Origin of the sequence: Lutispora saccharofermentans, assembly GCF_024363565.1 — a bacterium.
GTDB classification, from domain to species: domain Bacteria; phylum Bacillota; class Clostridia; order Lutisporales; family Lutisporaceae; genus Lutispora; species Lutispora saccharofermentans.
The window spans coordinates 323,377-339,589 of record NZ_JAJEKE010000003.1; the positions used below are offsets into that span (position 1 = coordinate 323,377).

Sequence of the window (16,213 nt, forward strand, 5' to 3'; positions counted from 1 at the left end):
TTTGAAATTGAGAAGGACATGCTTATTTTTACTAATATTACTTTTGTCATTTTTCATTATATCAACCCAAATATATTCTGATATAGATTATAGAGAAAAGGATACAGATAGTATTATTGACAGATTAATATATATTTTAGAAGAGGATATTTTTAATAGACTTCAAGAATATTCAGCAGAACCATTGTTTTCGGACATGACAATAAGGGATGTAATAGACGGTAAAAAAGGCAATTGCAGTCATACTGCTCTATGGTTTGCATATTATCTTGATCAAAATAATATTCCATTCAGAGTTTTAGATGTTAAGTCAACTTTTGGTAATGGACTTGCTCTTAATCATGCTATGGTAGAAGTTAAGGTGGGTGATAGATGGTTACTGGCTGATCCTTTAAATGGGTGGGTATATAATAAATCTATAAGTGATTTAAATCATTCTTTTGAAAATCCGATTAATGATACGTTTTCAGGGCGTAAAGGGCACGAAGTATATAAAAGTGACATGTTTTTTAAAAACATATATTATGTTGAAGCATACGAGGATTTAGCATACACTGGACTATTTAAGGCTAAAAAAAGCAGTTGGAGATATGATTTGATAAATAAGTATAATATAAATGAAGATATATTTAACCCGAATGCCTTCTGCTATAATTCAGAGGGAGGGCTATTCTTGGTTGACCTCTCTACAGGGATTTCAAAACTTACTGAGGGAATATTAACTAATTTAAAGATGAATCAGAATGTAAGCTTTAGACTTCCTGCGGCTATTGTTGAATGCAAGAATAAATTATATGTAGCTGATTATAGAAATAATAGGATAGTCATCCTTGATTCAAAAAACTATAGTTATCTAGGTGAGTTCACAAATACTCTAATGAGTGACCCGGAAGGTATATCTTGTGATAATGCAGGGAATATTTATGTTGCATCTTATGGTAATGGGTATATTTTGAAGTTTAATAGTACTGGAGAATTAGTTAAATCATGGAATAATTCTTTTAAGGATAAATTAGTTCGCCCTCACGGTTTATTTATTAATAATGATGAGGTATATGTAACCGAATTATATGGAGTTCCGTCTGTAATAGTGTATGATTTAAATGGTAATTATCTTAGAAGTTTTGGATATAGCATTGAAAAAGAAGACAACTTAAAATACCCAACTACTGTTTGGGTTTCAGGTGGTAGAGTTTACGTAGCTGACGCAGTAGCTCACCAGATAAAGATATTTGACAAAGAAGGCGGTTTTAAAAAGAGTATCGGAGAGTTTGGAATAGGAAAAGGTCAGTTCTATTACCCTTATGCCGTGGCAGTGGATACTGATGGAACTATTGTCGTTGGAGATACACATAATCATAGAATACAAAGATTTCATGCTGATGGAGACTATATGTATTCAATTGTTAGAGCTGGCGAAGAACTGGCATTGGATGAGCAAGAACATGACATAGTTAATGAGATTTCTGGGATCAAAACAAAAGAACTAAAATTGAGTGTAGATGATTTGGAAATAGATGATGAATCTAATCTATATATGCTAAAAAGTAATAGCGGAGTGGTTGATAAATATAATGTACGGCAAAATAAATTAAGTCAAGTGGTTAAAGATTTAATATACCCTTGGAGCTTCAAATTAAAGAATAATCAAATAGTTGTATTGGATGAGCCTGGGAGCTTGAATTATTATAATAAAAGCGGATTAATGGATTTATATATGGGATTAACTACACATCAGTTTGATCCCACAAATCCAATCAACACATTTACTTATAGACTTCAAGATTTTGATATTAGTGAGGATAAAATTGCCATGGCCAATACTTTGCCGGGGAATGTAGTTATAACATCACCATATGGTGATGTACAAAAGTTAATAAAATTATCTGGTGAGACAAGTATGCGTTCTATGCCGACAAGTATTGTTTTTACAAATGACGACAATCTAGTAATATGTGATATGTTTAATAACTCTGTATTTAAGGTAAATCTACAGACTAATACAGCTCATAATATCATATCCCCCATTGGGTTCTATAAACCGTATGATATTTCTTATAGCAAGGATGGTGAATTCTTAGTTGTAAGCGAGCCTGAAAAAGATAGGTTACAAATATTTGATTCCAATTATAGATATATTGGATGTTTGACCAACAAGATGTACAAAAATATCATTAAGCCAAAGCGTTTAGAAATTGATAAATTAGGAAATTTATATGTATGTACACCAAGTTCAGTTGTAATAATAGAGAACCTTTGCGCCATTATTAATAAGCAAGGCATGTTGACTAATAATGTGCAGTTGGAAGAGAAAATGATAACTATAGAATCAATTAATACTTATAAAGGTACAAAATCATTTTTTTTAGAGATGTATAGAGGGACAAGTGACAAAGCTAAAACCTATTGGGATTATTATAAAGATCAAAATAGTATAGTAAAATATGATTTCAATTTTTCTTTCGTTAATTTTCAAGTGCCTGTACCTCCGGGATATGGGGCGCACATTTGGGTAACTGGTGTAGGGCACAAAGCTTTACTATCATATTATAAATGGCAAGAAACTGGAGATGAAAATGAAAAACAGGATTTCATGAACCATGCTAAGTGGTTGTACGATAATGCGATTGTCAAAGAAGATAAAGCATATTGGCTAAACAATATAGAAATTAACAGGCAAGATGCAACAAAGCCTTTTATTTCAAGCACTTCACAAGCCAGTTCTGCAGCAGTACTAATAAAAGCTGCAAGATATGTTAATAAAGAAATGTCATCAAATTACATGGATATAGCTATGAAATCACTTAATGTGATAGGAAATATGAAAGAAGATGGCGGAACATTAAAGATATTAGATAATGGAAATAGATTTTATACTGAATACAATGTGGGAGAGAATATTTTATGTGATATCCAACCATTTATTTGGTCTTTAGTTTTTCTTTCTGAATGTGAAGAATATGGGCAAGATTTATATGAAAACGGAATTAAAACATTTAACTATATATATGAAAATCCAATAAAAGTTATCGGTAAGAACAAGTATTGGGGTGAGATGCTAGATAAAGACAGTATCACTATTTCAATAATTACAAGTAAGTTTATTGATAGATTTAATAGCATAGTCAATATAAAAAGAGTTAATGAGCAATTTAAGTAAAGATAGCATTTAGGTCAAAAAATAAATTAGTTTTCAGCGTTTTTAGGAGGGGTTATTATGTGCGGAATAGCAGGACTGATTAACAAAAATATAAATATTGAAAAATTAACTTTAGATAAAATGCTCCTCTCCATAGCCCATCGTGGCCCAGATGGTGAAGGATATCATATAGATGGCAATGTAGGTCTTGCTCATAAAAGACTTAGCATTATAGACCCTCAAGGGGGACATCAGCCTATGTGCAATGAGGATGGGACAGTATGGATTACCTTCAATGGAGCAGTATATAATTACCTTGAGCTGAGGCAGGAGCTTTTGCAAAGAGGGCACAAGATAAAGACATACTCTGATACGGAAGTAATTATACATGCTTATGAGGAATATGGTGAAAAGTGTGTAGATAAGTTTAACGGTATGTTTGCCTTTGTTATATGGGATAGGCGAAAAAGAGAAATATTTGCTGCAAGAGATAGATTTGGAGTAAAGCCTTTTTATTATTATACTGATTCGGACAAGTTTATATTTGCTTCTGAGATAAAGGCAATATTGGCTACAGGCCTTGTAGATAAAGAAGTAAATTATGACGGGATTAAAGACTATATCGTATTTCAATTTACCTTGGGAGAGAAGACCCTTTTTAAAGGTATAAAGAAGTTAAATCCGGGACATTGGCTCAAATTAGATTTAAATCAGGGAATGAAAGTCACAATTCAACAGTATTGGGATCTTAAGTTTAATTATGATACATATCATACAGAGGATTACTTTGTGGACAATCTTATGTTCCTTTTGAGCGACGCCACAAAGATCAGATTAAGAAGTGATGTGCCCCTTGGCAGCCATCTGAGCGGCGGGCTTGATTCCAGTACTATCGTTTGTATTGCCTCAAGCCTTCTAGAAGGTGGACTAAAAACTTTTACAGGTGCTTTTAACGAAGGCAGGGAGTATAATGAGACTGAATATGCCAAGATCGTATCTAAGTTTGCTAATACAGAGTATCATGAGATAATTCCTAATGCAGATGATTTTAAAAATGTGCTCTCTGATATTATATATTACTTGGATGAACCAGGTGCAGGCCCTGGGGTATTCCCTCAGTATTTTGTTTCGAAACTTGCAAGTCAGCATGTTAAGGTTGTTTTAGGTGGTCAGGGCGGTGACGAAATATTCATGGGATATGCCAGATATCTGGTGGCTTACCTGGAGGAATGCATCAGGGGTGCTATATGGGAGACTGCTGATAAGGATAAATACGCTGTTGACCTGAATTCTATAGTGCCGAATTTACCCCTTCTTCATTCATATAAACCTATGCTGCAGTATTTCTGGAAGGACGGTTTATTTGGTTCTCAGGCTGAGCGTTACTATAGGCTGGTAGATAGAAGCGCAGGAATGAAGGATATATTTAATCAGGAAGTATTGAGTAGCTATAGCTATTCACCTTATGAAGAGTTTAAGTCTATATTTGATAAAGAAGATGTACATTCATATATTAACAGAATGACATATTTTGATATGAAGGGTTCCTTGCCGGCAATGCTAAATGTTGAGGATAGGACAAGCATGGCAGTCGGCTTAGAATCAAGATTACCCTTACTTGATTATAGAATTGCAGAGCTTTTGGCAACAATACCGCCGGTTATAAAGTTTAAAGGCGGAAAGAGCAAGGCTCTGTTTAAGGAGTCAATTAAGAACATAATACCTTCTGAGGTTTTAAATCGTAAGGACAAGATGGGTTTCCCAGTACCTTTGGTTGAATGGTATCAAGATTCATTGAAGGATTATGTAGAAGATATTCTTCTTAGTGATAGGACTAAAAGCAGAGGCTTATTTAATACAGAGAAAATTGAAGGTTTGGTAAGAAGAGAAGGCAAGTTTAGCCGTGTAACATGGGGGCTTTTATGCCTTGAGCTTTGGTTTAGAACATTTATTGACTAGTATGGAGATAAAAATGAAGATTACGATGATAACCCATGATAGGAAGATTGACAGAAGGATAATACAAGAAGCGAAAACTTTATCTGATAACGGTTTTGAAGTAAGTATCGTGGCTTTCCCTTGGGAAGGCCTTGATTCTTATGAGGGCATAAAGGTGCTTAGATATAACAGTAATTTAAAATCTAATGGGTTCGATATACTAAGAAAAGTGTACTCTCATCTAAAGAAGTTTTTGTTTTCGCATCCAAAGCTTATGTTTTTTAGTAGAAATATAGTAAATGGCTGTTTCATTGATGTCGAAAGATACTTTGAAAGTCACCTACTGGAATTAGCTGTCATGGAGAAGGCTGATATATACCATGCTCATGATTTGCCTTCGCTTACTTCAGCCGTCAAAGCTGCTAAGATCAATAATTCTTTGGTGGTATATGACTCACATGAGATATACTGTGAGCAAGGCTTTGGTTACATGGAAAAGCGAAAGTGGCATAAGCTTGAGATGGAGTATATAAAAAGTGCTGATGCAATAATTACAGTAAATGATTCTGCTGCGGACTATTTGAGCAGTACCTATGGAGTAAGCGCAGTAGTTGTTATGAATAAGCTTGACGGATATTCTGATATAAGTAAAGTTTCATCAAAAATTATACATGATATACTGGGACTAGAATATAAAACCAGGATAATATTATACCAGGGAGGTATAGTTGGAGGACGGAATATTGAAAAACTTGTGTACTCCATGAAGCATCTAAAAAGTAATGCAGTATTGGTATTGCTGGGTAGTGGTGATTATCGAGGTAATCTTATTAGTTTAGTAAGAAGACTAAATTTGAATGATAAGGTATATTTTATTGATGAAGTTGGTCAGGATAAGCTTTTAGCATATACTCAATCTGCTGATATTGGAGTTATACCATATGCAGGAGATTGTTTAAATAATTATTACTGTACTCCTAATAAGCTTTTCGAGTTTATTTCAGCGGAGCTTCCGATAATTGCAAATAAGTTGCCTGAACTTGAAAGAATAGTTGAAGGAGAAGGCTTTGGAATAACAGTTGATTTTACTAAACCTGATATAGTAGCAGAGAAATTAGATGAAATATTTGCCAGAAGTGAGCTGCTTGAAAAATATAGAGCTAATATGAAAAATAACAAGTATAAATATTCATGGGATTATGAAGAAAAAAAGCTGCTGGGGCTATACAATACTCTACTGGAAAAGTAAAGTGGATGGGTGATTTATATGTGCGGTATTTGCGGAATGATCGGCAAAAAAGATGAAGAAGTTATTGAGAGAATGATTAACAAGCTTAAACATAGAGGACCCGATGGAAGCGGAAAATATTTTGACGAAGATATGGTTGGATTAGGGCATGTGAGGCTTTCAATCATAGACTTATCGCTGGATGCACAGCAGCCTATGGTTTCACAAGATGGCAGATATGCTATTGTTTACAATGGGGAGATATTTAACTATAAGGAATTAAGGAGCGATCTGGAGTCTTTAGGATATACGTTTAAGTCGGATTCTGATACTGAAGTGCTGCTGAACGCTTATATTGAATGGAAAGAAGGCTTTTTAAGCAAGTTAAATGGTATGTTTTCCTTTGCAATATGGGATAGTTGTGACAAAGTGCTTTTCTGCGCAAGGGATAGACTGGGAGTAAAGCCCTTTTATTATTTTAAAGATGATGAGGTTTTTGTTTTTGCATCCGAGATTAAAGCTATTTTAGAGTATATGAAATATAAAGTTAAGCCGGATGATGAAGTCATTTATGAGTATCTTATCAATGGATATGTAGATTATGATGATAAAACATTTTTTTCAGGTGTTTATAAACTAAAACCGGGCCATTATGCCACAGTAAGCTATGATAAAAAAATTGATATGATTAAATACTGGGATATAGATAGCATAAGAGAAGAGAATGCGATGAATTATGCAGACTGCAAGAATAAGCTTTCAAAGCTTTTTAAAAGCTCTGTGGAGCTGCGGCTTAGATCTGATGTACCTATTGGCAGCTGTTTAAGCGGGGGTATTGATTCATCGTCTATAGTATGTACTATGAGTGATATATTGGAAGGCAGTGTTGTCAATACTTTTTCATCGTGCTCAGAGGATAAGGCTTATGATGAAAGAAAATATATTGAAGAAGTATTGAGAAGACAAAATATAAACGGAAATTATTTATTTCCTGATTCATCAGGGTTGATAAAAGATATTTATAACCTTGTTTACCATCAAGAAGAACCATTTTTAAGCACAAGTGTTTTTGCACAATGGTGCTTGATGAGGAAGGCAAAAGATGAAGGTGTAAAGGTTATATTAGATGGACAGGGCGCTGATGAAATATTTGGAGGGTATAGGAAGTATAGACTCTATTATATAAAAGAGCTATATACTCAAAGAAACTTTAGTGAAATTCTAATTCAAATAATAAAGGGCATAGATCAAACAAATTTATCCTATAATGCTAAGGCTGATTTGAACAAGATAAAGAAAATTTTTGGTCTTAAAAGTAATAATGCAGGTATTTTAAACTATTATAATAGTGATTTTATTAGCAGTTGCAGTTCTCAAAAAATAAGTATGATTTCACCAAAATCCTTAGAAGAGGCAATGTATATGGATTTGACAAGAACTTCCCTACCAGCCCTTTTGAGATATGAAGATAAAAATTCTATGGCTTTTTCTATTGAGACACGACTACCATTTTTGGACTATAGGATTGTAGAGTTTGCAAAGCAGATTCCCAATAAATATAAGCTGCAGCACGGATGGTCAAAATCAATACTCAGGGATGTCATGAAAGGTACACTTCCGGATAGCATAAGGCTTAGAAAGGACAAAATGGGCTTTGCTACTGCCGAGAAGACGTGGTTATTAGAGCAAGCAGCGTTCTTTAGAAGCATATTTAATCAAGAAGAGTTCTTATCAAGCAAATATATCAATCCATCTTTAGTTTATAAGGACTTTTATGATATTATTAATAGTAACAACTATAATCATCTGTGGAGATGGATAAGCCTTGAATTATGGATGAGATGTTTTTTTAATGGAGTAGATCAACATGAAAAGATTATGGATTTTTAATCATTACGCTGTCCCTCCAGGCCAGGGAGGAGGTACCAGACATTATGATTTCGCCCTTGAGCTCATTGATAGAGGTTATGGTGTTACGATATTTGCTTCATCATATAATCACTTTAACAAAAAGGATTATATAATTGATGAGAGAAGCTATTCTATAGAGGATATAGATGGAGTCAGGTTCGTGTTTCTAAGGACAAGCCCTAGGTATGAGGGCAATGGATTTAAAAGATTTCTAAATATGGTGTCATATTTTATAGGCACTTTGAGAATTTATAAAAAAATGGAGAAACCTGATGTTGTTATCGGTTCTTCGGTTCATCTATTTGCATGTGCAGCAGCATATTTTGTATCGAAATTTACCGGTGCTAAATTTATTTGCGAAATCAGAGATTTATGGCCTCAAACTTTAATTGATATGGGTGCTATTTCAAACAATCATCCGGTAGCTGTATTCTTTAGATTTATAGAGAGATTTGTATATAAAAAAGCTCAAAAGATAATTGTTTTATTGCCGTTAGCACATGAATATATATCAAAATATAATATCAGCAAAGACAAAATAGTATACATACCAAATGGTATAAATATAGAGCAGTTTAGTAAAAACGCTCAGGATTTGAGCAACAATCTTAATATAGTAGATAAAACACTTTTTAACTGTATATATGCCGGTTCAGTTGGTCCGGCAAACAAGCTGGATAATTTAATATATGCATCAAAAATAATCTGTGATAAAGGTTATAAAGATATTCGGATTTATCTGGTAGGGGATGGGCCTGAGAAACACAAAATCCAACAGCTAGTTGAAGAATTAGAAATAAACAATATAAATTTTATTGAGCATATAGACAAAAAGTATATACCAAATTTGCTTATAAGTTCCGATATTCAAATTTTCAATCTTAAGAGTGTAGATGTTTTCAAATATGGTATTAGCTCTAATAAACTATTTGACTACCTATGTTCTGGCAAACCTATAGTATTTGCCTGTAAGTGTGGAAATGATATAGTTTCTGAAGCAGCTGCAGGAATATCTATTCCTCCGGAAAACCCGGAAGCTATGGCTGAGGCAATTATAAGCTTATATAAAATGCCTAAAGATGAGAGAGAAAAAATAGGGGGAAATGGGCTGGCTTATGTTAAAAGGTACCATTCAATAGATATATTAGTGGATAAATTAGAAGAATGCATTAATTAATTTTAATATATACTGAGGAGCATTTTTATGAAGTCAAAGTTCAAAAGGTTTTTTGATATAGTCGCATCATTTACGCTGATTATGTTATTATTGCCTGTATATTTCATTGTGGCAATAGTAGTTGCTTTCAGTTTTGGCTTTCCGATATTATTTAAGCAGAGCAGACCAGGTTTATATGGGAAAATATTTGATATATATAAGTTTAGAACCATGTTAAATTCAAATGATAGGAATGGAAATCTGCTTTCTGATGCTGAACGGTTGACATCTGTTGGTAAGTTTCTAAGGAGTACAAGCCTAGATGAGCTTCCAGAATTTTTTAATGTGTTAAGAGGAGATATGAGCCTTGTAGGCCCAAGACCTCTGCTTGTTGAATATTTAGATAAATATACACTTGAGCAGGCAAGAAGGCATGAAGTGAGACCTGGTATTACAGGCTGGGCTCAAGTTAATGGACGAAATGCAATATCCTGGGAGGAAAAGTTTAAGCTGGATGTTTGGTATGTTGACAATTGGAGTTTATGGCTTGATTTTAAGATATTGATTATGACTGTTATTAAGGTTTTCAGAAGAGATGGCATATCATCTGAAAACCATGCTACAATGGAGAAGTTTCAAGGATACAATGATAATGGAGTTGGAATGTGATGAAGGATATTATCATAATAGGTGCTGGCGGAGTTGGGCGTGAAACAATATGCCTTATAGATGATATTAACAGCAAGAATCATGAGTGGAATATTATTGGCTTTGTCGATGATAACATGTCTATACATGGCAAGACTATACATGGTCATACTGTATTGGGTGGAATTAATATACTTAATGAATACAAGGCTGAAGTATATGCAATCTGTACTATTTCAGATGGACTGATAAAAAAGAAAATCCTTGATAAAATACAAAATTCTGATGTAGTGTATCCTAATTTAATCCACCCTAGCGCCGTTATATCTAAATATGTTGAGTTTGGTAAAGGCGTGATTATTCAAGCAAATTGTGTTATTACCAGCAATATAAAGATAGGAAATCATGTTCAATTGAATCCTCAATGCGGCATAGGCCATGATGTTACTATAAAAGACTATGCTTCATTGTATTGGAATGTAAATTTGTCAGGATTTGTTACAATAGGAGAAGGAGCTGTGTTGGGTACAAAAACTACAGTTATACAAAATAAAAGAATAGGCGAGTGGTCAGTAATAGGAGCTAATGCTACTGTTATAAATGACATACCGGCTAACTGCGTTGCTGTAGGGAGCCCAGCAAAGCCAATTAAAAATAGATTGGAGTACATATGATGAAAGTGCAATTGGCTAGACCGGATATAACTCAAGCTGAAATTGATGCAGTTGTGGAAGTGATGAAGTCAGGATGGCTCAGCATAGGTCCTAAAATTGAAGAGTTTGAAAGAAAAGTCGCTGATTACGTAGGAGTTAAACATGCCATAGGAGTCAATAGCGGTACTAGTGCTTTGCATCTGATAATTAGATCTTTTGGGATAGGTGAAGGCGATGAGATTATAACTACTCCATTTAGTTTTGTTGCATCTACAAATTGCTTTTTATTTGAGAAAGCAAAGCCTGTATTCGTAGATATTGATCCTAAGAGCCTTGAAATGGATATAAATAAAGTGGAAGAGCATATTTCTGAAAGGACAAAAGCTATACTCGCTGTTGATGTCTTTGGACAGCCAATGAATATGAAGAAGTTAAGAGAGATAGCTGATAGGCATAATCTAATTCTCATAGAAGATTCTTGCGAAGCTATCGGATCTGAGTATGGCGGCATTAAGTCGGGCTCATTAGCTGATGCGGCTTGTTTTGCATTTTACCCTAATAAGCAGATTACTACGGGCGAAGGCGGTATGATTGTCACTAATGATGATAATATAGCTGAGCTATGTAGAAGCTACAGATCTCAGGGAAGGGCGATAACAGGATTCTGGCTTCATCATGAGAGGTTAGGCTATAACTATAGGATGAGTGAAATAAATGCCGCTATTGGATCAGTACAAATGGATAGGCTGGATGATATTATTATACGAAGAAATAAGGTTGCTAATAAATATAATGAAAAGCTAAAGGGGATTCCGGGTGTTAAGCTTCCATATACATCTGAACATACTACTGTGATGAGCTGGTTTGTTTATGTTATAAGGTTAGATGAAAGCATTGATAGAGATAATGTAATGGAATATCTTAAAGCCAATGGCATTGCTTGCCGTCCTTATTTTACACCTATACATGTTCAACCATATATGGTTGAATCGTTTGGCTATAAGGAAGAGGATTATCCCAACACAGCTGCGGCCGGAAGAAGCTGCATAGCATTACCTTTTTATAATGATTTGGGAGATTTGGAGATAGATTACGTTGCAGATGTTTTATCTGAGGGCGTAAAGAAGTCTATAAAACGTAATGTATAGCTAAAATGAAATACTTAGAGAGTATTAATTTTAGCCTTATGAGCTATTAATTAGGACACACAATTCATAGGTAACACCATATTTGTATTAATATGGTGCTTTTTGCAATATAGTTGTAGCAATTTGGCAATTACGGTAGAATGTTAGAAAATGATATTATTTTAGTACACAATTTTAAGGGGGCATGGGACATGCTGGCAAAAAGAAAAAGAGAGTTAAGCTTGTTTATTGTATTAATCTTTGTATTTTCAATATTGCTTTCCAGTTTTGTTGTTGCGGATAGAGCCGGATATGACAAAAAAAGCAGCAGGCCTTATAAAGATGGAGAGATCATTGTAAAATTCAAAGATGATGTACAAGCTGGCCAGATGAGTTCTTTTTCATCTGGCAAAGGACTAAGACTAAAAAAATCTTTTGAGAATGATGGAATTGAAGTCTATGAGCTGAGAAAAGGCATGAGTGTAGATAGCGCAGTAAAATCGCTTATGAAAAGCGGTTTAGTGGAATATGCACAGCCTAACTACATATATAAACCTTTAATAGTTCCCAGTGACAGTCGCTATAATGAGCTTTGGGGATTTAATAATAGGGGCCAGACGATACTTGGACAAGCAGGAGAAGAGGGTATTGATATAAAGGCTCCGGAAGCCTGGGATATAACTACGGGCAGAGACGATATTGTTGTCGCGGTAATTGATGAGGGAATATATATTGATCACCCGGATTTGAAGGATAATATTTGGGTTAATACTGATGAAATTCCCGGTAATGGCATAGATGATGATGGCAATGGGTATATAGATGATGTCAATGGCTGGGACTTTTATAATGGTGATAAAACAGTGTTCGATGAACGAGATGGAGATACTCATGGTACCCATGTGGCCGGAACCATTGCTGCATCGGCAAATGACATAGGTGTAATAGGGGTTGCTCCCAATGTAAAGATAATGCCTCTTAAATTTTTGGGACCAAATGGATTGGGTTATACATCAGATGCGGTTGCTGCAATAAAGTATGCTGCAGCAAATGGTGCTGATATAGTAAATTGTTCTTGGGGCGGAGATCCAGGAAAATCTAAGGATGAAGCATTAGAAAATGCTATAAAAGAATCAGGACTATTATTCGTTTTTGCTGCAGGGAATAATAATAACGATAATGACAATAAGCCTGTCTATCCTGCTTCTTCTGAATGCGAAAATATTATATCTGTAGGGGCAGTGGATAATCGAGGCAACAAGGCTGATTTTTCTAACTATGGCTCTTTATCGGTTGACATAGGGGCACCTGGGTGGGGAATTTTAAGCACTATGCCCAGCATAGGAGGTACCGCGGCAATAACTGTTACCGATGCAGTATATGGATATAAAGCTTTTTATTCTTCCTTTGATATCAGTGATTTTATAGTAGAGAATGATAAATTAGATTTCATCGAAAAAGTAGTTAGCAATAGAGTGATGGACCTTAATGTAAACGATAAGATATTGGTAGTAGATGATGATGAAACCGATATGGAAGGTCTTGATACATGTAAAGTCTATTTAGATATTTTGCATAGATTAGGCTTTTTAAATATAACTGAAAGCAATGATGTAATGAAATATGCTGATGGGCCGCTCTATGAGGATATGAAAGCATATGGTGCTGTTATATGGCTCACAGGTAAAGCATTCGGAAACCCCAAGCAAGGTATAACAACGCTTACCGAGAATGATCAGAGCAATATAATACGATACTTAGAGGATAATAAAAAGTTCATATTGATAGGAGAAGACGCTTTATTAGGCATAGAAGACAGCAGATTATTTAAGGAATATTTGAAAATTGACGATTGTATGGAATTTGGCATCAATGAGGAAGTAAAATGGAATGATGAACCATTTCAAGGCAAGTCTTATGATATCATAGAGAACCAGTGGAGAGATATTATTATTCATACAAGCGAATATGTAAAGCCAGTTATGGAGTATGTGCCTGTGGTGCACCCCTACTCTTACATGCAAGGCACCTCCATGGCAGCTCCGCATGTATCGGGTATAGCCACATTGCTGTTGAGCAAGAATCCTGATCTGACACCGGCTCAGATCAAAGCTGCCATAATGGATACGGTAAAACCATTGAAAAGCTTAGAAGGTAAAACAGTTGCCGGAGGAATGGCAGACGCTTTTGCAGCGTTGAAGGCCATAGCACCTCAAAAGCCTTCAAATCTCAAAGCTTCTAAATCAGGTTCAAGCGTAACACTTACATGGGGTGGAGTTAAAGCAGGAGACTTTGAGAAATATATCATAGAGAGAAAGACGGGGAGCGGAAGCTATGCCGAGTTCTTAAAGACTAAAGATAATAGCTTCACAGATAGTGGATTGGCAAGTGATACTAGATATACATATAAGATAAAGGCAATTGATAAATGGGGAAATGCATCAGCATCCGAGATTATTGTTGATACATCTGCTGCAACTCCAACGCCGGGCGGAAACAGCAATGGCAGCGGTAGTGGTGGTTCTGGCGGTTCTGGTGGCAGAAGTTCCGGCGGAGGCGGCGGTGGAGGAGGTGGCGGGAGCAGCGTCAGCACCGCTGCGACTGAAGCTAAGCCGACCGACAGTTTGGATGAGGATATTGCTAAGCAGCTAAACAATTCATCGGATATAGTGGATGTAAAGGCCCATGGCAGCAGTGATATCCAGTCTGCTTCTATATCCTTTGATATCTTGTCAAAGCTGACCAAACTGCAGAAGAGGCTTAATATAAGAGGAAATGACGTTATATTCGATATACCTCCGGCTGCCTTTGAAACGGATGAACTGAAGGATTATTTATCAAGCAAAACATCTATTTTTAATATCAAAGCCCTAAAGTTAAGCTCCGAAGAAGTAAAGAAGCTCCTTGGCGCCAAAGAGCTTGCTGCTATAGACGGAAAGATGTTTGATTTTACAGCATCGGCTAAGGATGGCAGCAAGAATAAAAAAATAGAGAGCTTCAATAAAAAGATCAAAGTGAGCATAAAGCTGGATAGCAAAGATGTTGATAAATACGGGAGAAATAAATTAGGTGTATACAGATTTGATGAAAAGGCCAAGCGATGGGATTATGCAGGTGGTGTATATGACTCATTCAATAATACCATAACCTTCATGACCGATCATTTCAGCAAATATGCAGTGATGGCCTACACCAAAGATTTTGAGGATAGCAAAAATCACTGGGCCAAGGATGACATTGACATTTTGATTTTCAAGCATATTGCAGAGGGCAGGAATGATAAGTTTGAGCCCGATGAATATATTACCAGGGAAGAGCTTGTCAAGATGCTGGTAAAGGTGCTAATGCAAGCGCCCCATAGGAATATAAGGCTTTCAGATGCAGCCTCGGTATCCTTTAAGGATGTATCCGTAATAGGTGAAGATCGTCTCTATATAGGAGCAGCAGTGCAGGAAGGGATAATAACAGGGCTATCTGATGGCACCTTCAGGCCTGAGAAGCCTGTGAGCAGGGAAGAGATGGCAGCCATGATAGCCAGGATGATAAACATAAAACCAGAGTTTGATGTTTCGGAAACGGCCTTTAAGGATAAAGAGCAGATATCTGCCTGGGCTGCCAAGGATGTTGCCGCAGCATATGAAAAAGGCATAATGACAGGTGACGGCGAAGGCAACTTCAGCGGCAAAAAATATGTGACCAGGGCTGAGGCCGCAGTGATGGTGAGAAGAATAATGGAAAGCATGGGGCTAATTGATTTGCCTTCTATGGCAAGCGGCAAGCTTGTAATCAGCGATATAGAGGGCAGGCATTATGAGCTTGAGACCAGTGAAGGCATATATGTATTGATTGCGGATGAAAAGGACAGGGCAACAGATAAAATGCTGGGCAATATGGTTGGAAAGGAAATAAAAGTTAAAGGGTATTTCCAGAGCGGCTTCAATATTTATCAAAGAGGCAGAATGTTTAAGGTAATTTCAATAGAGTAAAGAACATGAGGGAGCGGGTTGCCGCTCCCTCATGCTTATATCTTCTGCTATATGACATTGCTTTATGGATTTTTTTCATTAAGCTCTGCAGCGATTGAGGGAAAAAAAATTTATTTATTCAAATCGACAAGTATAACTTGAATAAGCTATGAAAATAATGTAAAATAAGAAAAAGGTTACTATAAATAGAAAAATACATTATAAATATATAAAATTATGTTAATATGGTGATATTATGATGAAAAAGGCTTTAATACCCATATTGGTCATTGCAGTCATATTTACGATGTGCCCTCTAATTTTTGCTGATATTGATACAAGTCTCTCCGGGCACTGGGCAGAAAAGCTTATCGACAAAGACTTTCTTAACGATTATATTTCATTTATTAAAGAAGAGAATGATAAATTTACTCCGGATGAGAACATA

At 35.7% G+C, this 16,213-nt stretch carries 10 protein-coding genes; all 10 read left to right on the forward strand.

The genetic code is table 11. The features are described from left to right. Nucleotide 1: 1 nt before the first annotated feature. The gene (locus tag LJD61_RS06330) at nt 2–3,160 is read left to right on the forward strand and encodes a 6-bladed beta-propeller (RefSeq protein ID WP_255226678.1); all 3,159 of its coding nucleotides are present in this window, start codon (nt 2–4) and stop codon (nt 3,158–3,160) included. A 57-nt stretch (nt 3,161–3,217) separates the two neighbouring features. Then, nucleotides 3,218–5,098: an asparagine synthase (glutamine-hydrolyzing) gene (gene asnB, locus LJD61_RS06335; RefSeq protein WP_255226679.1), complete on the forward strand. Its 1,881-nt coding sequence runs from the start codon at nt 3,218–3,220 to the stop codon at nt 5,096–5,098. Nucleotides 5,099–5,111: 13 nt separating this feature from the next. Then, entirely contained in the window at nt 5,112–6,326 is a 1,215-nt protein-coding gene (locus tag LJD61_RS06340) for a glycosyltransferase (protein ID WP_255226680.1), read from the forward strand. Nucleotides 6,327–6,344: 18 nt separating this feature from the next. Then, on the forward strand, nt 6,345–8,195 hold the full coding sequence (gene asnB, locus LJD61_RS06345) for an asparagine synthase (glutamine-hydrolyzing) (RefSeq protein ID WP_255226681.1): 1,851 nt from the start codon (nt 6,345–6,347) through the stop codon (nt 8,193–8,195). Continuing rightward, nucleotides 8,173–9,393: a glycosyltransferase family 4 protein gene (locus LJD61_RS06350; protein WP_255226682.1), complete on the forward strand. Its 1,221-nt coding sequence runs from the start codon at nt 8,173–8,175 to the stop codon at nt 9,391–9,393. Before asnB (LJD61_RS06345) ends, LJD61_RS06350 begins: the two co-directional genes overlap by 23 nt. A 27-nt stretch (nt 9,394–9,420) precedes the next feature. After that, nucleotides 9,421–10,041, forward strand: a complete 621-nt coding sequence (locus LJD61_RS06355) for a sugar transferase (protein ID WP_255226683.1) — start codon at nt 9,421–9,423, stop codon at nt 10,039–10,041. Beyond that, nucleotides 10,041–10,694, forward strand: a complete 654-nt coding sequence (locus LJD61_RS06360; protein ID WP_255226684.1) for an acetyltransferase — start codon at nt 10,041–10,043, stop codon at nt 10,692–10,694. The genes LJD61_RS06355 and LJD61_RS06360 overlap by 1 nt, the downstream gene beginning before the upstream one ends. Then, nucleotides 10,694–11,821, forward strand: coding sequence for a DegT/DnrJ/EryC1/StrS family aminotransferase (locus tag LJD61_RS06365; RefSeq protein WP_255226685.1), 1,128 nt, complete (start codon nt 10,694–10,696; stop codon nt 11,819–11,821). The genes LJD61_RS06360 and LJD61_RS06365 overlap by 1 nt, the downstream gene beginning before the upstream one ends. A gap of 191 nt (nt 11,822–12,012) precedes the next feature. Beyond that, nucleotides 12,013–15,786, forward strand: a complete 3,774-nt coding sequence (locus LJD61_RS06370; RefSeq protein WP_255226686.1) for a S8 family serine peptidase — start codon at nt 12,013–12,015, stop codon at nt 15,784–15,786. A gap of 238 nt (nt 15,787–16,024) precedes the next feature. Next, on the forward strand, nt 16,025–16,213 hold a 189-nt coding region (locus tag LJD61_RS06375; protein ID WP_255226687.1), incomplete at its 3' end, for a hypothetical protein.